Here is an 18,004-nt window from a genome sequence, read left to right as displayed (position 1 = left end):
GAGGCGGGAGGAGAGGTCGCCCTCGACGGCGGATGCCCGATTCCCGGCGCTCAGGCAGTGTTACCGGCGTCGACCGTCACCACGGTGCCGGTGATGTTCCGGCCGCCTTCGCCGAGAAGATACTCGACCACGGAAGCGACGTCGTCGGCTTCTGGCAGGTGGCGCAATGCGCTGCGGCGAGCGATGCGTCGACGGCCTTCGTCGTCCAGGGACCTGGTCAATTCGGTATCGATGAAGCCGGGCGCGATAGCGTTCACTGTGATGCTGACCCTGCCTACTTCTCGGGCCAGCGAGCGGGTGAAGCCGACAACCGCGGCCTTGGACGCGGCATACACGGACAAGCCGCTGTGGCCGGTCGAGGCCACGATGGAGGAAATGTTGACGATTCGCCCCGCGCCGTCTGCCATCATATGGCGCGCTACGTATTTGGTCAGGATCATGGGCGACAACACGTTCAAGCGGATCAGGGCCTCGATATCGGAATTGTGCATGGTCGCCAGCAGCCCGTCGGGACCGACCCCGGCATTGTTGACGAGGCCGTAAATCGCGCCGAATTCGTCGCGCATCGATTTTGCGAAGACCGGGATCGCATTGGTCACCGCAAGGTCGCAGGCGCGGAAATGCAGGCGGCGCTGGGCTTCGCGGACCGCAGCCGCAAGCTCCTCGCTCTCGCGGCGCGCGACGGCGATCACGTTATACTCGCCGGACGCGGCGAGCCTGCGCGCAATGGCAAGGCCGATACCGCGGCTGCCACCGGTGACGATAACGTTACGCATCGGTGCGCGCCAGTTTCCCCGCTGCCGTGACGTCGAGCCGCTCGACGAAGCGGATCACCGCGGGCACCTTCCATACTGCCAGGCAGTTCTTGCACTGGCTGAGAATCTCCGCGCGGATCGTCTCATGGCGCTCCCCATCGGTGCCGTTGGTGAGGATGACGTCGGCGACCACGATGGCGCCGGTGATCGGGCTCCTGCGCGACCGCGCGCGCGACATCTGGACCGACGCGTGCCGGTTGATCACCGCTTCCACCTCCTCCGGATGCACCTTCAGCCCGCCGATGTTGATGATGCCGCCTCGACGGCCCACGAAGTGGTATCGTTCGCCGCGCAGCTCGACCATATCGCCGGTATCGACGAAGCCCTCGGTGTCGGCGAGCGGCGGAGCATCGGCGCCGACATAGGCGCGCGCCGTACGCCGGGAACGGATCCGCAGTGAGCCGTCGACCACCTTCATCTCGACGCCGGCGCGATTCTGCCCGATCAGGTGGGCAGGAAAACCCTCGCGCCCATCGTCCACGCTGAAACCGACGCCTGCCTCGGTCGAGGCATAGGCGTGCCCGATTGACGCATGCGGAAATGCTCTGGCCAGGCCGTCCAGCACCGCCTGGTCGGCGATTTCGCCCGACAAGCGGACATAGTGCGGCGAGAAATCGGCGGACGCGCCGCTCATCAGGAGCTTGCGCCAGTGCGACGGCGTCCCGGAGATGTGGGTGACGCCGCCCGCGCGCAGCCGCGCCACATGGGCAGCAATGGCTTCCCCGGGCTCCGAAAGCACCATCGATCCGCCGCCGATCACGGCCCGCAGGAAAATTTGCAGGCCGCCATAGCGGCGAATGTCGTAGAACGTCGCCCAGGTTGCGTTCCGGTAGCGCGCGGGCCCGTCGGCGATAATCGCGCCGGCGAGTCCATCGAGCGTATGTCGAACGATCTTCGGCAGCCCCGAAGTCCCCGAGGTCAGCATCAACCATTCGGTCGCATGGTCGACCTTCCGTCCCACGGCCTTCCGTTCGGGCAGGTCGACGCCGATAATAGCGCGCTTGCCAGCACTGCATCGGTGTAGCGGCTGATCGGTGACGATGGTGTCGATCCCGGCCTGATCGAGCAGGACCTGCAGGCGATCCCAATCGAGGTCGGGCGGGCCTAGAAGGATGCGGCGGGCGACGCCGTCGAGCTCGATCATTGCAAGCGCGGACAGCAGCTGTCTCGACGTCGCAAGCAGCACCGAGCGGCCGGATAATTCGAAGGACCCGCCGGTCAGGCAGCTGTGCTCGATCATGTCGGTCAGCGATACACTGTGCCGGGCATCGGAAATCGTGCGGTCCTTCGGCCCCGCGCCAAGATATTGGCGCAACGCAATGATGTCAGGCGGGGACATTCTCGTAGGCCCTGACGAACTCACCGAGGGTAGACGGGAAGGCTGCGTCCTCGGCGACAGTGAACGGATCGATACCGAGCTCGTCCTCCAGCCGCGCAACCAGGATGGCGAATGCCAGCGAATCGAACCCGGTTTCGTTCAGTGACAGATCGTCCTCGAGCGGCGGAAGCGTGACCTTCTGTTCTTCGGCGATCTGCTCCATCGCGGAGAAAATCTTCGATTTGACCGACATGGTACACCTCACATTTCGGCTTCCGAGCCGATGTCAGAGCCTGATTTCGCCCTCAACGACGCGCGCGTAGACGGCCCGGTCGATCGAACGATAGCCGCCGGTCGCCGGATCACGCAGGAACAGCGGATCGTCCACCAGCGAAGGATCGAATCCCTCGCGGATCAGCCGCTGCTTTTGCTGCTTGAAGGTGTCGGTCGTCTCGAGCGCCGGGCACAGCCTGACGAAGGCTGGAACTGCATAAGGCGGCAGCCGATGCGAAAGGTGTTCGTTGAATATCTCGAGATCGAAATCTCGGTCCACCACCAAGGCCGCCATGCCGGCGCGGCCATCGGCCCCGGACACCGCAACTCCATAGGTCGAGGCGTCGAGAACGCCGGGGCAGTCCCTGATTGCGTCGTTCACTTCGCTGGTCGCGACGTTCTCGCCCTTCCAGCGGAAGGTGTCGCCGACGCGGTCGATGAAGTGCAAGTAGCCCTGCGCATCGCGCAACATCAGATCACCGGTGCGGAACCAGGCATCGCCCACAGCGAAGACGTCGTGCAGAACCTTTTTCTTGGTCTCCTCGGGATCCGTGTAGCCCTCGAAAGGCCGGCCGTCGCGATCGCCGCCACCGATACGTCCGACAGCCTCGCCGATCTCGCCAGGTGCGCAGGCGATGCAGAGCCCTGCAGCGCTCCGGACCGGGCTGCCGCTGTCCGCATCGATCTTGACGATCGAGGCGGGAAAGCGATGCGCCAGAACTGGCGGGACCCGGCCGATCGCGCCCGGTTTTCCATCGACGTTAAACAGCGAGAAATTGCCTTCGGTTGCGGCATAGAATTCGAGGATCTGCGGAATCGCGAACCGGTTGGCGAACGTCTCCCAGATGTCGCCGCGCAATCCGTTACCGACCGCCAGCCGCAGCCGGTGTCGCGCCTCTTGTTCAGACGCTGGCGCCTTCAGCAAATAGCGGCAAAGCTCACCAATATACTGGAAGACGGTGCAGTCGAAACGTTCGATGTCGTCCCAGAAGCTGCCAGCGGAAAACTTCTCCGCAATCGCGACCGAACCGCCCGCGCAGAGCATGCTGCAGGGAGCGGCGACGCCGCCCACGGAGTGATACAGCGGCAGGCAATCGTAGAGACGATCCTCGATGGACGCGTCCGTCAGTCCGGAGAACCATCCGCCCCAGGCGAGAATGCGGCGATGACTGACGTTCGCCGCCTTCGGTAGGCCCGTGGTGCCCGAGGTGTAGATGAGGAGCGCGCGTTCGTCGATCGTGACGTCGCCGCGTTCGGCGGAGGACAGCGGACGTGGCTCGAATGCGGCGAGCGCCGCATCCAGATCGCCGCTTGGATCGCCGGTGCCGAGGCTCCAACATTGCGGCTCGCGGTGCAGGTGCGGACGTGAGCTCTCGAACGCATCCACGCAATCGGCAGCGAGGATGAGGTGATCGGCATGAGCGACGTCGATACAGTGGGCGAGCGACTGGCCGACCAGCCTGGTGTTGATCAGTGCCACCGTCCCGCCGACGCTGCTGATGCCGAGCCAGCAGGCGAGGTAGTCCGGCCGGTTCGGCATCAGCACGCAGACGGTGCGGCCGGCTTGGAGGCCGACGTCCCGCGCCCAGCGCGCATACCGGTTGATCCGGGCAGCGAGTTCGCCATAGGTGAAGGATTGGCCATCCGAGAGCAACGCGGGCCGCCCGGGCTGACGCTGTGCCCAATCCTCCACGATGTCGGCGAACAACCGATGCGGCTGGGCTTCGAGCCGTGCGGTGAGTGCGATGGCTTGCAGCCAGGTCTTGGCGGCGGATGGTCTGCGCCGCAGAGCGTCGCGTCTGGTCGCCTGCTGGATCACGACTTTCTTCTGAACGTGATCATGCGGCTGAGCTGGCTCGGGGGGCGCGCGCACCCGTTCAATGCGGCTCGCCTGGTTGTCGAAGCAGAACCTCTGTTCAACTGGCTTCATCCCGACCCGGATCCCAGCTGGTTGAGGATCATCCGCTCCATTGCCTTTACCGATCGAAAATTCTCGGGCGTGATCTCGAACTGGGGAAGGATGAGATCGAACTCGGCTTCGACCTTGAGCATCAACTCGACCATCCCCATCGAGCTGAGTCCGATATCCACGAGTCGCGACTCCGGGTGGACATCGGCGCTGATCGCGTTCTGCTGGAGGACGCTCCTGACGACCGACAGAACACGGTTCTGAACGTTGATGGCAGTGTTGTGCATTTCAGCCGGTCTCCTGCCGTGGCCAGGCGTGATCACATTCGGGGCGACGATACCCAACTGTTCCTTCGGTCAATAGCTCTGCTTCGGAGGTACCTCGCCCGGGAGTGGAAGCTCCTTGACACCCACTTCTGCGCCAGCGACGCGGCAGGGGAAGTGAGCTACTTGTCGATTTTGAGCGGCATTCATCTCGATCTGGCTCGCATTGTCCAATCATGACAACCATGAAACGGGAGGCTCGGGCCCATGACTGTGCAGGAAGTTCAGTTCCGCAACGTCGCCACGGAAATTGGCCGAATAGCATTCTCTCCCGACGGATCCTCGTTCCAGCAGCGAACGGCAAATGTCGCGCAGGTCGCCGCGGCGGAGGCCGAGGCGGTCGATCGCGAGGCGCGATTCCCGCGGAAGGCGATCGACGCGGCGCGCAAGGAGGGACTTCTGGGCGCCCAGATTCCGGTCGAGTTCGGCGGAGACGGTGCGCCTATCTCCGAGGTGGCCGATATGTGTTACGCGCTCGGCCGCGCCTGCGCTTCGGTCGGGATGATCTTCGCGATGCATCAGACCAAGGTCGCGTGCCTGGTTCGCCACGGCGCGGGCAGTGGTTGGCATGAGAGCCTCATGCGCCGCGTGGCTGCCGAGCAGATGCTGCTGGCGTCGTCGACCACGGAAGGCCAGAACGGCGGAAACATACGCTTCAGCTCGGCCGCAGTGGAGAGCGCCGGCACCGAGATTTCGCTGGTGCGCGACGCGACCGTGATTTCGTACGGCGCCGAGGCGGACGGCATCATCACCGTCGCCCGCCGCTCGGACTCCGCCGCCGGATCCGATCAGGTGTTACTCGCCATCACCCGTGACGACTATACGCTGGAGCCCACTCTCGGGTGGGAGACGCTCGGCATGCGCGGGACCTGCAGCGCCGGCTTCAAGCTGAATTTCAGGGGCGCTGCGGACCAGATATTCCCCGTGGCATACGAAAAGATCCATGCGCAGACGATGACGCCCGTCGCCCACCTGTGCTGGTCCTCAGTCTGGGCGGGGATCGCGGCTGCGGCGGTGGACCGGGCGCAGCTCTTCATTCGCAAGGCCGCCCGCGGATCGGGCGGCAACATGCCTCCCGGCGCGGCGCACTTCACCGCCGCCAAAATGACCCTGACGAAATTACGCGCCGTCATCGCCGCAAATCTCCAGCTCTATGGAGCTTGCGAACGGGACGTGCGCGCGCTTTCGTCCGTCGACTTCCAGTCCTCGATCAATCTTCTCAAGGTGGAGGCCTCGGAGCTCGCGGTTGCGACCGTCATGCACGCGATGCGCGCCTGCGGCCTGTCCGGATACCGCAACGACACCGACGTCAGTATCGGTCGCCACCTGCGTGACGTGCTCTCCGCTCCGATCATGATCAATAACGATCGCATCCTCTCCAGCATGGGTACCGCCACGCTGATGAGCACCGTTCCGGGCTCTTTGTGCGATTGATCTCCTTCTGAAAAGGAAACGGCCTAATGAACCTGGCCATTGTCGAAGCACCGGCGGACTCCACTCCGCCTCCGGCCGATCCGCTGGACCATCTTGCGGATGCGCTGTTCCACGAGATGGGCTCTCCCGGCGTCTATGGCCGCACCGCACTCTATGAAGACGTTGTGGAGCGAATTGCGGCGGTGATCTCGCGCAATCGCGAGCCGAACACCGAGGTGATGCGCTTCCCGCCCGTCATGAACCGCGCCCAGCTTGAGAGGTCGGGCTATCTGAAGAGCTTTCCCAATCTTCTCGGCTGCGTCTGTGGCCTGCACGGCATAGAAAGCGAGATCGACGCGGCGATCAGCCGCTTCGATGCCGGCGGCGACTGGACCGAATCGCTATCGCCAGCCGATCTCGTCCTGTCGCCGGCAGCCTGCTATCCGCTCTATCCGATCGCCGCGAGCCGAGGGCCCGTGCCGGCAGCCGGCTGGAGCTTCGATGTGGCCGCCGACTGTTTCCGTCGCGAACCTTCGCGCCATCTCGACCGGCTGCAGTCCTTCAGGATGCGCGAATTCGTCTGCATCGGGAGCGCCGATCACGTCTCGGCGTTCCGGGAGCGCTGGATCATACGCGCACAGAAGATCGCCCGAGATCTCGGGCTGACCTTCAGGATCGACCATGCCAACGACCCGTTCTTCGGCCGGGTCGGGCAGATGATGGCGGTGAGCCAAAAGCAGCTGTCGCTGAAGTTCGAACTGCTGGTGCCTCTGCGCTCCGAGGAGCGACCGACCGCCTGCATGAGCTTCAACTACCACCGCGATCATTTCGGCACCACCTGGGGCATCGTCGATGCGGCCGGCGAGCCGGCCCACACTGCCTGCGTAGCCTTCGGAATGGACCGTCTCGCCGTCGCCATGTTCCATACCCACGGCAAAGACGTCGCGCTGTGGCCGATCGCAGTGCGGGACCTGCTTGGCCTGGCGCAGACCGACCGCGGGGCACCGTCAGCATTCGAGGAGTACCGATGCGCCAAGGAAGCCGGGAGCTAGCCCGGGATCGGAGAGCGGAAGGGAGCGCCTCCATGAGGAGAGAGACTCTCGCCGTTCACGGCGGCTTCGAAAGCGATCCGGCAACGAAAGCCGTTGCCGTGCCGATCTACCAGACGGCCTCGTATGCATTCGACAGTGCCGATCATGGAGCCGCGCTCTTCAACCTTGAAGTGGACGGCTTCCGCTACACCCGGATCGGCAATCCGACCAACGCCGTGCTGGAGAAGCGCGTCGCCGCCCTGGAAGGAGGCATCGAGGCACTTAGCGTGGCCTGCGGTCAGGCCGCGGTGAACTATGCGGTCGTGAACCTCGCGGAGATGGGCTCCAACGTCGTCTCGGTTCCGCAGCTCTATGGCACCACGCATACGCTGTTCGCGCACATCCTGCCGAGGCAGGGCATTGCGGTCCGTTTTTCGGACGACGACCGGCCGGAAAGCGTCGAAAGGCTGATCGACGACGATACACGGGCGGTGTTCTGCGAGAGCGTCGGGAATCCGGCCGGAAATGTCTGCGACATCCAGGCGATGGCCGATGCCGCGCACAGGCACGGCGTCCCGCTCATCGTCGACAACACGGTGCCGACACCGATCCTGCTCAGGCCGATCGAATACGGCGCAGACATCGTCGTGGAGTCGCTGACGAAATTCATGGGCGGGCATGGCACGACGCTTGGTGGAATTATCGTCGACGGCGGCAGGTTCCCGTGGGCGGAGCATCGCCGGCGCTTCCCGATGATGAACGAGCCGGAGAAATCCTACCACGGGCTGGTCTTTACCGAGCGCTACGGCGCCGCCGCCTACATTGCGCGTTGCCGCGCCGTCTCCCAGAGGACCACCGGCGCCGTCCTGGCGCCGATGAACGCTTTCCTGCTGCTCCAGGGCATCGAGACCGTCGCGCTCCGGATCGAGCGGCACGTCGAGAATGGCGCAAAGGTCGCGCAGTTCTTGCGCAATAACCGCCGTGTCGAGTGGGTGAACTATGCCGGCTTTCACGACAGCCCCTATTTCGTGCTGACGCAGAAGTATCTGGGTGGCCGGGCGTGTTCGCTGCTGACTTTTGGCGTGGCTGGAGGCTTCGAGGCGGGCAAGCGGTTCTACGACGCGCTGAAGCTCTGCAAGCGGCTGGTCAATATTGGCGACGCGAAAACGCTCGCCTGCCACCCCGCATCGACAACGCACCGGCAAATGTCGGCCGAAGAACAGGACAAAGCCGGCGTACGGCCCGAGATGATCAGGCTGAGCGTCGGAATTGAGCACATCGACGACATCGTCGCGGATCTCGATCAGGCCCTCTGCGCCGCGAATTGACGTTCGTCAACCATGAAGGCACTCGCATGACTGTCTTGATCGACGTAGACTCGGACGAGCACCACCTCTTATCGAGAGCGCCCGGCAACGGCGCCCGCGCGATGGCGTCACCGGGAAACCGGGCGGAGTGCCTCGACATCGGGCTCATCAACAACATGTCGGATGCGGCCTTGATGTCGACCGAGCGCCAGCTGTTCGACCTGCTGGCTGCGGCTGCCGGACGACTTTGCGTCAGGCTGCATTTCTATACGATGGAGGCGACCCCCCGTTCGGAATGGGGGCGCGATTACGTTCGTCGATACTACCGTGGCATCGACGATCTGCTGAACAGACGCCTGGACGGAGTGATCGTGACCGGCGCCGAACCCAGAGCCGCCAGTCTGACGGACGAGCCGTACTGGACCACCTTCGCCGAGATCGCGGACTGGGCCCGGGAGAATACGGTGTCGTCGGTGTTTTCCTGTCTGGCCGTCCATGGGGCCGTCCTGCACCTGGACGGCGTTACCCGCCACAAGCTGCCTACCAAATGCTTCGGTGTCTTCGCTCAAACAAAGACGAGACATCATCCCTTGATGCAAGATGTGCCGAGGACCTTCCGAATTCCGCACGCCCGGTGGAACGAGGTGCAGGAGGAGGATCTCTCGGACTGCGGATATTCGGTTCTCACCTGGTCGGCGGAGGCTGGCGTCGATTGCTTCGTCAAGCAACAGAAGAACAGCCTTTTCGTCCATTTCCAGGGGCACCCGGAATACGAAACCCAGAGCCTGCTGGGTGAATATCGAAGGGATATGGGTCGCTTCCTCCGGGGAGAGAACGAGGTCTGTCCGACGATACCGAGGGGCTATCTGAACAAGGGCGCGGAAGAGATACTGATCGCTTTCCGACAGAAAGCCCTTTCCGACAGACAACCAGAGCTTTTTGCCGACTTTCCAGCGGATCAGCTGACGAGGGACCTGAGCAACGTCTGGCATCTGCCGGCCCAGCACATATACCGCAACTGGTTGCAGTACATGGTGTCGCAGCCAGCCGGACGCTCAAAGCCGTTGGGATCCCGAGAAGCGGCTCCGTCTGCCGCCGGAATTCCGGCACATCGCCACGGACGCAAGTTGGTTGCTGCTCGATCCGCTCGTCTGGCGCGTTCGCCAAATCCGGCGACCAAGAGGCGGCTCGGCTACTACGAGTGAGAGTTCGGACCATGATCCGATGTCGTGAGATAGGAATAGCCGATCTCGACGCCATCGCCGATCTTCTGACACGCGGCTTTCCGACCCGTTCGCGGGACTACTGGATCGACGGACTCCGGCGCCTGTCCGTGCGCGAGACGCCCGACAGCTTCCCGCGCTTCGGCTACATGCTTGAGCATGACCGGGCGCCCGTCGGTGCTTTGCAGTTGATCCACACCGCAAGGAACGATGGTGGAAGCATTTCCATCCGCTGCAATCTCTCCAGCTGGTATGTGGAACCTGCCTTTCGCAGCTACGCACCGATGCTGACCAAGGTAGCGCAGCGCCACAAGGACGTGACCTACGTCAATATCAGTCCGGCGGAATGGACTTGGCAAGTCATCGAAGGGCAGGGATTTCGCCGCTATTGCGGTGGCCTGTTCTTCTCCTTTCCGGCGCTGTCGCGTCCGGCCAAGGCGATGCGTGTTGAGGTCGTCCGGCAGGACGCGCAGGCGATCGACGGCTTGTCCGAGGCTGACGTCGTGTTGCTGGCACGTCATGCAGCCTACGGCTGCCTCTGCCTGATATGCCGCGCCTCCGATGGCCGCGCCTTTCCATTCGTCCTGCAGCCGATGCGCGTCCGTAGGATCAGGCTCCTGGCGATGCAAATGATTTATTGCCCCGATGTGGCCGACTATGTCGTGTGTGCCGGCGCCATCGGCCGCTTCTTGCTGCGGCGCGGCCGGATATCGATTGCGCTCGACGCCAATGGCCCTGTGCGTGGCCTCGTCGGCATCTACAGGGAGCCGATCGGCCGCAAATACTTCAAGGGCCCGCATTGCCCCCGGCTTGCCGATCTGTCGGATTCCGAGTTGGTGATCTACGGACCATAACTTAGTCGACCCGGAACGGAGGTTCGTCATGGTTCCCGATACCAATTCCATCAGCCATTCGAGGACATGGACATTCTTCCGAGGCCAGTGGCACGAGGGCAATGTGCCGATCATGGGGCCACGTACTCATGGGCTCTGGCTCGCCTCGACCATCTTCGATGGTGCGCGCGCTTTCGAAGGCGTCATGCCCGACCTCGATCGTCATTGCGCCCGCGTCAATCAATCTGCGGTCAACTTCGGGCTCAAACCGGTCGTCGATCTCGACACGTGGCTCGGACTGGTGCGCGAAGGTATCGCCCGTTTCCCGGTCAATGCCGAACTCTACATCCGCCCGATGTACTGGCCGCAGAACGGCATCGGCGGCGGTGTGCTGTTCGATCCGGAAACGACGGACTGGTGCCTTTGCATCTACGAATCGCCGATCCCGGAGCCCGTCGGCAGCGCGATTACCCTGTCGCCGTTCCGCAGACCGACCGCCGAATGCGCGCCGGCCGATGTCAAGGCCTCCTGTCTTTATCCGAACAGTTCGCGTGCGCTCAGGGAAGCCGCCTCGCGCGGCTTCCAGAATTGCCTGATGCTGGACATGCTCGGTAACGTCACGGAGTTCGGCAATTCCAACGTGTTCATGGCGAAAGACGGCGTTGTCTTTACGCCTGCGCCGAATGGCACGTTCCTGAACGGAATCACGCGGCAGCGCGTGATCGAACTTTTGCGCGGTGACGGCATCACGGTGTTGGAGGCAACGCTGCGCTACTCCGATTTCGTCAGTGCGGACGAGATCTTTTCGACCGGCAATTTCGCAAAAGTCGCGCCCGTGATCCGGATCGACGACCGGCAACTCAGGCCAGGGCGCTTTTATGCGCGGGCACGAAAGCTGTATTGGGATTTTGCCCACGGAATGAAGCTTGCTGCGTGAGAGGGCATCACTGGGCAACATTGCGAGAGGATAGGGCGCGACTCTATATCAGCTGCGGTCGCTCTGGTGAGCCAAGAAGCATCGCGAAATGTGAGAGGATGCGCGTGACGGCGAGCAGGAGGACCGTCCTTGCTGGCACCTATTCAGCGGCGACCCGGCTTGTGCGGCGGGGGCGTTCCTCGTCGGATGTGACGAAGAGGTGGCCTGCGTGCTTGATCACGTTGTCGGTCGTCTCGCGGATATGGCGCTCGATCAGCTCCTCGGCCTTCGCGGCATCGCGCGCGACGACCGAATCCATGATCATCTTGTGCTCGACATCCTTGGCGCGCCATTTGGTCCGGAATTGCGAGGACATGCGGCGGTAGCGGTGCGCGCGTTCGAACAGCTTCTGGCGGATCTCCAGGAGGTTGGGCGAGCCGCACGCGGCAACAAGCGAAAAATGAAAATCGCCGTGGAGCTTGCCCCATTCTTCCGAGAGATAATAATTGGAGCCGAGCCGGTTCTGCAGGCGATCCATCCGGTGGAATGCGCCGATGATGTCCGCCTCCCAGGCGTCGTCGCCGTTCTTGATCGCGAGCGCAACGCATTCGCGCTCGATGAGCACGCGGACATAGGTGAGGTCGTTGAGATCGTCGATCGAAACCGGCGCGACGACGAAGCCGCGCTGATCCTCCGCGATGACGAGCCCTTCGGCCACGAGGCGCGACAGCGCCTCCCTCAGCGTCGAAAAGCTCACCGCGTAGATGTCCCGTAGCGCCTCGAACCGCAGCTTGGCGCCGGGCTTGAGCGTGCAACTGATGATGTCTGCGCGCATCCGGTGGAGCACGTCAGCCGCGCGTGTTTCACCTGCTGGCTTGACCCTCTCACGCATCCGACGCCGTCCTGCCATCCCTCTGCTGCCAGTCAGTATCATCGATTTTCGAAAGAATATCAAACAGTTCGGGCTGCCGTTGCCCGGTTGGCACGGCGGTATCCACGGTGTTGAACGGATCGATGCCTGCAGCAAGCGACGGGATTGCTGCGAACTCTCCGAACAGCTTCGGGTCCCATCGTCGGCGAGCAGGATCGGACGAAGTTACATAATTTCGAAATAATACGATTTCATCGAAAATATGTTTGTGCGCATTGCCCTGATGCGGTATCAGGACATCAAACATCGTCGAGCCCTGGGAGGGGAGCAATGCCGCCTATTGTTCATGCGGTCGGGCACGTGAAAATCAACACCACGGCGATCGAGGCCGTGGTCCGGGACGCGACCGAAATCCTCGGCTTGCAGATCACCTACACGGACGAGGGGCAGACTTGGTTGAGCTCCAACGGGCGCGCGGCGGAACTGGTGCTGCTCAGGTCGCACGAGAATGCGACCCATACGATCGGATTGGAGGCGCTCACCGTCGATGCCGTCCGCGAGGCGGAGTCGCGCGTCGAGAGCGCCGGGTGTCGCGTCATCTCGCGTAAACCCAGCCTCGATTGCATGGCCGCGGGCGTCACCTTCGACACGCCGGAAGGGCTGCGCTTCGAGGTGCATACGCCGACGCGCGACCAGATCTACGGCCGGCGCTATCCGACCCACGGCGTCGGACCGAACCGCATGGATCATCTCAATCTGACGTCGCCCGATCCGATTGCAACGCGCCAGCAGCTCGAGAGGATCTGCGGCCTCCGCATATCCGAACGCATGGTCGACGACAGCCTGAGCTGGATGTACGGCGGCAATCGCCAGCATCACATCGTCGGCGTCGTTCGCGGCAAGGTGGGGCTGCACCACTACTCCTTCGAGTTCAAGGAGTTCAACGACTACCTGAAGCTCGGTGACCTGCTTGACCGCTTCGACAGGCAGATGCTGTGGGGGCCGGGCCGGCATCGGCCGGGCGACAACACCTACGCCTATTACACCGATTCCAGCGGCGCGATGATCGAGTGCTCCGGATCGATGGCTCTCATCGCTGACGACGACGGCTTCGTGCCGAATGTCATCACCAATCTCGAGCGCCCGGGCAATGTGCGCTGCATGAATGTCTGGGGCACGCCCGCGCCGCTCGAATGGCGTCAGTTTCACTTTCCCTTCACCGCCATCACCTGACGGGAAGTCGGGCAGCCTTGCCCGTGTGCGCACTGCGTGAGCGCGCCGCCCCTGTCGCAGCCTACGAGAGAGATTCCAATGCAAGAGAAGCACACCTTCCGGTCTGACGGGCTCAAGCTATCGGCCGTACTGCACGTGCCGGACGCGAGAAAGCCGGGCCAGCGGCTGCCTGCCTTCATCGTCCTGCACGGCTTTGTCGGATCGAAGGACGAATCCCACGCCGAAATCCAGGCGCGCATGCTCGAGCAGATGGGATATGTGGCGCTTCGCTTCGATTTCCGCTGCTGCGGGGAGAGCGAAGGTGAACGTGCGCAGGTGCGCTGCTTCGACCAGGTCGCGGACGCCAAGAACGCGCTGACGTTCCTTGCGGAGAGGGAAGAGGTCGATCCCGGGCGGATCGGCGTGGTCGGCCATAGCTTCGGCGCGGCCGTCTCCGTCTACGCCGCCGGCGTCGACGATCGCTTTGCCTGCGTGATCTCGTCCTGCGGCTGGGGCGACGGGGAGCGGAAATTCCGCGGCCAGCATCCGACGCCCGAAGCCTGGGCAAAATTCACCTCGCTTCTGGAGAAAGGACGCAAGCAAAAGCAGGAAACCGGCCAGAGTATGTGGATCTCCCGCTTCGATGCCGTCCCGATCCCGGAGCATCTGCGCAAGAATCTCTCGCCAAAGGCGATCATGGAGATTCCCGTCGAGACCGCGTGGAGCATGTACAATTTTCGAGCGGACGAGGTCGTCGGCAACATCGCGCCTCGTCCGATCCTGTTCCTGCACACCGCCAACGACACGATCACGCCGACGGAGCAGTCGATCCGCATGTTCGAGAAGGCCGGCCAGCCGGCCGAGCTCGTGCTGATCACCGGCACGTCGCATTTCCCGCTCGCCGAAGGCGATGCGCCGCGCACCAAGGCGATCATCAAAGGCTGGCTCGACAAGTTCTTCCCGTCTCCGCTCGGTGCCTGAGCATGACGGGCGCTTCAGACACGGTCGCGATCGGCGCCGATGCGCTCCGGCCGTTCGCGGCGGATCTTCTCAGGGCGGGCGGCTTCACGGCCGACCAGGCGGATGAGACGGCCGCCATGCTCGTCTGGGCCAATCTGCGCGGCGCCGATTCGCACGGGGTGTTGCGGATCCCGCGCTACGTCGAGATGGTCGAGCTTGGTCTGATCAATCCCGCCGCCGAACCGCGCCAGGTTTCGGGCAAGGGCGCGGTGGCGGTGATCGACGCACAACGCGCGCCCGGCGCCGTCGGAATGAGCCTTGCCGCGCGAAAAGCAAGCGAGCTTGCGGACACCCACGGGATCGGCTGGTGCGCGGTTCGCTCCATCAGCCACGCCGGCGCGATCGGATACTACGCGCATCAGGTCGCTCAGGCGGGGCGGATCGGCATTGTTATGACGGCTTCGAAACCGCTGATGATCTACCACGGATCCAGCGCAGAGGGCGTCTCAACGAACCCGATCGCGATTGCCGCGCCGACCGGCAATCCCGATCGTCCCTTGCTCCTCGACATGTCGACGGCATCGGTGGCGCTCGGAAAGATCATGGCTGCGAGGGATGCCGGTCAGCCGATTCCGGTTGGCTGGGCTGTCGATGGGAATGGCCAGGCGACAACGGATCCGCGCGAAGCAAAAGCGGTCCTTCCGATGGCCGGTCCCAAGGGTTCGGGCCTCTCTCTGATGATAGAGGTTCTCGCCAGCGTCCTGACGGCCAACCCACTCATCGCCGTTGCGCTCGTCCACGGCGGCGATCCAGGCGGCAACGGTCTGGTGGCTGTGCTCGACCCGTCGGCCTTCGGCGACAACTTCACCCTTGAAGTCGATCGGCTCGGCGCGGCGATCAAGAGCCTGCCGCCCGCGGCCGGGGCGGACAGCGTATACCTGCCGGGCGAGCGCGGCTTTGAGGAAATGGAAAGACGGTCGCGCGCGGGGATTCCGCTCGCGCGGGGAACTGTTTCGCGATTGCTGGCGCTCGCCTCGAAACTGAATGTGGCGGTGCCCGAAGGCGTTGCCTAGTCGAGGACCCTCGGGCGCACCCCGGGCCGACCATCCCCACCTGCCTGCGTTGCGCGCGGGAGCCCAGCGTTTCCGTCAACCCTGATCTCGGCGACATCGGGACGTGGATCGGTATACTGCCACCATGTACCGGAACAAGGATCAGATGATGGACGATACGATTGGCTTCCCCGACCCCGGCCTCGACCTGTCCGACGGTTTCAAGCCGCACACCTCGCATTGGGGCGTGTTCTCGGCGCGCAACGGCGCAGCCGGCCTTGAGGTCAGGGCCTATGCGGGCGATCCTGATCCGAACGGCATCATCGACAATTTCCCGGGCGCGCTGCGACATCAGGCGCGCATCGCCCAGCCGGCGATCCGCCGCGGTTGGCTCGAGCGCGGGCCCGGTCCGGACGATCGCCGCGGCCGCGACGAATTCGTCTCCGTGAGCTGGGAGAAGGCGCTCGACCTCCTCGGCGACGAGCTCGGCCGCATCCGCGACACGCGCGGGCCCGGCGCCGTGTTCGGCGGCTCCTATGGCTGGTCGAGCGCGGGCCGCTTCCACCACGCGCAGAGCCAGGTGCATCGCTTCCTCAATATCGCGATGGGCGGCTATGTGCGTTCGGTGAATTCCTATTCCTCGGGCGCCTCCTCGGTGCTGCTGCCGCAAATTCTCGCGGGCTACGAGGACATCACCAAGCGCAACGTCACCTGGGAGCAGATCGCGACTGAGACGGACATCGTGCTGGCATTCGGCGGCATGGCGCTGAAGAACTCCATGGTGGCCGGCGGCTCGATCAGCAAGCATGTCGAGCGCAGCGCCATGGAAGCTGCGCGCAAGCGTGGCTGCGAGTTCATTCTCGTCAGCCCGCTCCGCGAAGACCTGCCCGTCGAGGCCGGTGCCGAATGGATGACCTGCGTGCCCAGCACCGACACCGCGCTGATGCTCGGCATCGTCCACACGCTGGTCAGCGAGAAGCTGCACGATCAGGCCTTCCTCGATCGCTACACGGAAGGCTGGCCCGTCTTCCTGCGCTATCTCACCGGCGAGAGCGATGGCCAGCCGAAGAGCGCCGAGTGGGCCGCCGCGATCTCAGGCGTTGACGCGGACACGATCCGCACGCTCGCCCGTCGCCTTGCCGGAAAGCGCGCGCTCATCACCGTCTCGCATTCGCTCCAGCGCGCCGAGCATGGCGAGCAGCCGGTGTGGATGGGCATGGTGCTGGCGGCAGCGCTCGGCCAGATCGGCTTGCCCGGCGGCGGCTACGCCTATTCGCTCGGGGCGATCGGCTATTACGGCCGCCGCGTCAACGACGTGCCGGGGCCGACGCTCGGGCAGGGCCGCAACGGCGTCCGTGATTTCATCCCGGTCGCGCGCATCGCCGACATGCTGCTCAATCCCGGAGCCACCTATCGCTACAATGGCGAGACGCGCACTTATCCGGATATCCGCCTCGTCTACTGGGCCGGCGGCAATCCCTTCCATCACCACCAGGACATCAACCGCCTGCGCAAGGCTTTTGCGCAGCTCGATACCTTCGTCGTGCACGAGCTCGCCTGGACTGCGACGGCGCGCCACGCCGATATCGTGCTGCCGTCGACCATGACGCTGGAACGCGAGGACATCGGCTATTCCAGCAACGATCCCCTCATGGTCGCGATGCACCGGATCGCCGAGCCGTTTGGCCTCGCGCGCGACGACTACGAGATTTTTGCCGATCTTGCCGAGCGTCTCGGGGCGCGCGAACCCTTTACCGAAGGACGCACGTCGCGGGAGTGGCTAAAACATCTCTACGAGCCGACCCGCGCCTCGCTCGCCATGCGCGGCCTCGAAGCGCCGAGCTTCGACGAATTCTGGCAGCGCGGCAGCCTGGTCGTGCCGCAGCAGCCCGACGACGGCGGCCGATTGCGCCGCTTCCGCGAGGACCCGGTCGCTCACGCCCTGCCGACGCCGAGCGGCCGCATCGAGATTTTCTCGACGAGGATCGCCGGCCATGGCGATGCGGATTGTCCGGGCCATCCGGTCTGGCTCGACAAGACCGACATGCCCAAGCCCGGTGCGCCATGCTTCCTCGTCGCCAACCAGCCGGTGACGCGCCTGCACAGCCAGCTCGATTTCGGCGGACATTCGCTTGGCGCCAAGCATCGCGGCCGCGAGGTCGCGCGCATGAACCCGGTTGATGCCGACGCGCGCGGCATCAAGGACGGCGACATCATCCGCCTGTTCAACGAGCGCGGCGCCTGCCTCGCCGCGGTCCATGTCACCGACGGCATCGCGCCCGGCGTGGTCCAGCTCCCGACCGGCGCCTGGTACGACCCGATGGACCCCGAGGACGACGCGCCGCTCTGCGTCCACGGCAATCCGAACGTGCTCACCCGCGACGTCGGCACCTCGTCCTTCGCGCAGGGCTGCACGGGGCAGCTGACGACGGTGGAGGTGGAGAAATTCACCGGCAATCTGCCGCCGATCCGGGCGTTCGATCCGGTGTAGCGGGGCGTTCGCCTCTTGCTCCGTCATTGCGAGCGCAGCGAAGCAATCCAGAGTCTT

The 18,004-nt window shown here is 64.1% G+C and carries 17 protein-coding genes; 10 read left to right on the top strand and 7 right to left on the bottom strand.

Annotated elements, in window-relative coordinates; translation table 11 throughout:
- Positions 1-50: 50 nt before the first annotated feature.
- Genes BJA_RS31850 through BJA_RS31830 form a run of 5 tightly spaced genes read right to left on the bottom strand, consistent with a single transcriptional unit; the run spans position 51 to position 4,602 of the window.
- Positions 51-776: an SDR family NAD(P)-dependent oxidoreductase gene (locus BJA_RS31850; RefSeq protein ID WP_011089028.1), complete on the bottom strand. Its 726-nt coding sequence runs from the start codon at positions 774-776 to the stop codon at positions 51-53.
- Positions 769-2,154: an AMP-binding protein gene (locus tag BJA_RS31845; protein WP_011089027.1), complete on the bottom strand. Its 1,386-nt coding sequence runs from the start codon at positions 2,152-2,154 to the stop codon at positions 769-771. Before BJA_RS31845 ends, BJA_RS31850 begins: the two co-directional genes overlap by 8 nt.
- Positions 2,141-2,386, bottom strand: coding sequence for an acyl carrier protein (locus tag BJA_RS31840; RefSeq protein ID WP_038966762.1), 246 nt, complete (start codon positions 2,384-2,386; stop codon positions 2,141-2,143). Before BJA_RS31840 ends, BJA_RS31845 begins: the two co-directional genes overlap by 14 nt.
- Before the next feature lie 33 nt (positions 2,387-2,419).
- Entirely contained in the window at positions 2,420-4,336 is a 1,917-nt protein-coding gene (locus tag BJA_RS31835) for a long-chain-acyl-CoA synthetase (RefSeq protein ID WP_011089025.1), read from the bottom strand.
- Positions 4,333-4,602 carry a phosphopantetheine-binding protein gene (locus tag BJA_RS31830; RefSeq protein WP_038966761.1) on the bottom strand — a complete coding sequence of 90 codons (270 nt, stop codon included), beginning with the start codon at positions 4,600-4,602 and terminating at the stop codon, positions 4,333-4,335. Before BJA_RS31830 ends, BJA_RS31835 begins: the two co-directional genes overlap by 4 nt.
- A 243-nt stretch (positions 4,603-4,845) precedes the next feature.
- On the opposite strand from BJA_RS31830, the gene BJA_RS31825 reads away from it, so the two are divergent.
- The 6 genes from BJA_RS31825 to BJA_RS31800 are packed head-to-tail and all read left to right on the top strand — an operon-like array spanning position 4,846 to position 11,382.
- Positions 4,846-6,072: an acyl-CoA dehydrogenase family protein gene (locus BJA_RS31825; protein ID WP_011089023.1), complete on the top strand. Its 1,227-nt coding sequence runs from the start codon at positions 4,846-4,848 to the stop codon at positions 6,070-6,072.
- Between the two features lie 26 nt (positions 6,073-6,098).
- Positions 6,099-7,103 (top strand): amino acid--[acyl-carrier-protein] ligase, encoded by a 1,005-nt coding sequence (locus tag BJA_RS31820; RefSeq protein WP_011089022.1) that lies wholly within the window; start codon positions 6,099-6,101, stop codon positions 7,101-7,103.
- A gap of 32 nt (positions 7,104-7,135) precedes the next feature.
- Positions 7,136-8,410, top strand: a complete 1,275-nt coding sequence (locus tag BJA_RS31815; protein ID WP_011089021.1) for an O-acetylhomoserine aminocarboxypropyltransferase/cysteine synthase family protein — start codon at positions 7,136-7,138, stop codon at positions 8,408-8,410.
- A gap of 26 nt (positions 8,411-8,436) precedes the next feature.
- Positions 8,437-9,594 carry a homoserine O-succinyltransferase MetA gene (gene metA / locus BJA_RS31810; RefSeq protein ID WP_011089020.1) on the top strand — a complete coding sequence of 386 codons (1,158 nt, stop codon included), beginning with the start codon at positions 8,437-8,439 and terminating at the stop codon, positions 9,592-9,594.
- 11 nt (positions 9,595-9,605) lie between these two features.
- The gene (locus BJA_RS31805) at positions 9,606-10,466 is read left to right on the top strand and encodes a hypothetical protein (RefSeq protein WP_038966759.1); all 861 of its coding nucleotides are present in this window, start codon (positions 9,606-9,608) and stop codon (positions 10,464-10,466) included.
- 28 nt (positions 10,467-10,494) lie between these two features.
- Positions 10,495-11,382 (top strand): branched-chain amino acid aminotransferase, encoded by an 888-nt coding sequence (locus tag BJA_RS31800; RefSeq protein ID WP_011089018.1) that lies wholly within the window; start codon positions 10,495-10,497, stop codon positions 11,380-11,382.
- A gap of 139 nt (positions 11,383-11,521) precedes the next feature.
- On the opposite strand, the gene BJA_RS31795 is transcribed toward BJA_RS31800, so the two are convergent.
- Together BJA_RS31795 and BJA_RS31790 are read right to left on the bottom strand one after the other, a co-directional pair.
- Complete coding sequence (locus BJA_RS31795; RefSeq protein WP_038966758.1) at positions 11,522-12,253, bottom strand: GntR family transcriptional regulator; 732 nt, start codon at positions 12,251-12,253, stop codon at positions 11,522-11,524.
- Positions 12,246-12,539, bottom strand: a complete 294-nt coding sequence (locus BJA_RS31790; protein WP_133415027.1) for a hypothetical protein — start codon at positions 12,537-12,539, stop codon at positions 12,246-12,248. The genes BJA_RS31795 and BJA_RS31790 overlap by 8 nt, the downstream gene beginning before the upstream one ends.
- Before the next feature lie 23 nt (positions 12,540-12,562).
- Here BJA_RS31790 and BJA_RS31785 point away from each other — a divergent pair, with 23 nt between their 5' ends.
- The 4 genes from BJA_RS31785 to BJA_RS31770 all read left to right on the top strand — a co-directional run bounded on the left by BJA_RS31785 (position 12,563) and on the right by BJA_RS31770 (position 17,947).
- Complete coding sequence (locus BJA_RS31785; protein WP_011089016.1) at positions 12,563-13,465, top strand: VOC family protein; 903 nt, start codon at positions 12,563-12,565, stop codon at positions 13,463-13,465.
- 78 nt (positions 13,466-13,543) lie between these two features.
- Positions 13,544-14,425, top strand: a complete 882-nt coding sequence (locus BJA_RS31780; RefSeq protein ID WP_028175706.1) for an alpha/beta hydrolase — start codon at positions 13,544-13,546, stop codon at positions 14,423-14,425.
- 2 nt (positions 14,426-14,427) lie between these two features.
- The gene (locus tag BJA_RS31775; RefSeq protein WP_011089014.1) at positions 14,428-15,477 is read left to right on the top strand and encodes an Ldh family oxidoreductase; all 1,050 of its coding nucleotides are present in this window, start codon (positions 14,428-14,430) and stop codon (positions 15,475-15,477) included.
- Between the two features lie 148 nt (positions 15,478-15,625).
- Entirely contained in the window at positions 15,626-17,947 is a 2,322-nt protein-coding gene (locus BJA_RS31770; protein WP_038966773.1) for a molybdopterin guanine dinucleotide-containing S/N-oxide reductase, read from the top strand.
- The last annotated feature ends 57 nt before the right edge of the window (positions 17,948-18,004 follow it).

It is taken from the genome of Bradyrhizobium diazoefficiens USDA 110 (genome assembly GCF_000011365.1).
Classification (GTDB): domain Bacteria; phylum Pseudomonadota; class Alphaproteobacteria; order Rhizobiales; family Xanthobacteraceae; genus Bradyrhizobium; species Bradyrhizobium diazoefficiens.
Note: the sequence above shows the minus strand (reverse complement) of the source record. Positions and strands in the feature narration are given on the sequence as shown.

What these genes read in the sequence shown, in the direction of transcription:
- BJA_RS31770 (WP_038966773.1), top strand. Translation starts at nt 15,626, where the DNA reads ATGGACGATACGATTGGCTTCCCCGACCCCGGCCTCGACCTGTCCGAC.
- BJA_RS31815 (WP_011089021.1), top strand. Translation starts at nt 7,136, where the DNA reads ATGAGGAGAGAGACTCTCGCCGTTCACGGCGGCTTCGAAAGCGATCCG.
- BJA_RS31850 (WP_011089028.1), bottom strand. Translation starts at nt 776, where the DNA reads ATGCGTAACGTTATCGTCACCGGTGGCAGCCGCGGTATCGGCCTTGCC.
- BJA_RS31795 (WP_038966758.1), bottom strand. Translation starts at nt 12,253, where the DNA reads ATGCGTGAGAGGGTCAAGCCAGCAGGTGAAACACGCGCGGCTGACGTG.
- BJA_RS31790 (WP_133415027.1), bottom strand. Translation starts at nt 12,539, where the DNA reads ATGTTTGATGTCCTGATACCGCATCAGGGCAATGCGCACAAACATATT.
- BJA_RS31825 (WP_011089023.1), top strand. Translation starts at nt 4,846, where the DNA reads ATGACTGTGCAGGAAGTTCAGTTCCGCAACGTCGCCACGGAAATTGGC.
- BJA_RS31845 (WP_011089027.1), bottom strand. Translation starts at nt 2,154, where the DNA reads ATGTCCCCGCCTGACATCATTGCGTTGCGCCAATATCTTGGCGCGGGG.
- BJA_RS31840 (WP_038966762.1), bottom strand. Translation starts at nt 2,386, where the DNA reads ATGTCGGTCAAATCGAAGATTTTCTCCGCGATGGAGCAGATCGCCGAA.
- BJA_RS31835 (WP_011089025.1), bottom strand. Translation starts at nt 4,336, where the DNA reads ATGAAGCCAGTTGAACAGAGGTTCTGCTTCGACAACCAGGCGAGCCGC.
- BJA_RS31780 (WP_028175706.1), top strand. Translation starts at nt 13,544, where the DNA reads ATGCAAGAGAAGCACACCTTCCGGTCTGACGGGCTCAAGCTATCGGCC.
- BJA_RS31785 (WP_011089016.1), top strand. Translation starts at nt 12,563, where the DNA reads ATGCCGCCTATTGTTCATGCGGTCGGGCACGTGAAAATCAACACCACG.
- BJA_RS31805 (WP_038966759.1), top strand. Translation starts at nt 9,606, where the DNA reads ATGATCCGATGTCGTGAGATAGGAATAGCCGATCTCGACGCCATCGCC.
- BJA_RS31800 (WP_011089018.1), top strand. Translation starts at nt 10,495, where the DNA reads ATGGTTCCCGATACCAATTCCATCAGCCATTCGAGGACATGGACATTC.
- BJA_RS31830 (WP_038966761.1), bottom strand. Translation starts at nt 4,602, where the DNA reads ATGCACAACACTGCCATCAACGTTCAGAACCGTGTTCTGTCGGTCGTC.
- BJA_RS31775 (WP_011089014.1), top strand. Translation starts at nt 14,428, where the DNA reads ATGACGGGCGCTTCAGACACGGTCGCGATCGGCGCCGATGCGCTCCGG.
- metA (WP_011089020.1), top strand. Translation starts at nt 8,437, where the DNA reads ATGACTGTCTTGATCGACGTAGACTCGGACGAGCACCACCTCTTATCG.
- BJA_RS31820 (WP_011089022.1), top strand. Translation starts at nt 6,099, where the DNA reads ATGAACCTGGCCATTGTCGAAGCACCGGCGGACTCCACTCCGCCTCCG.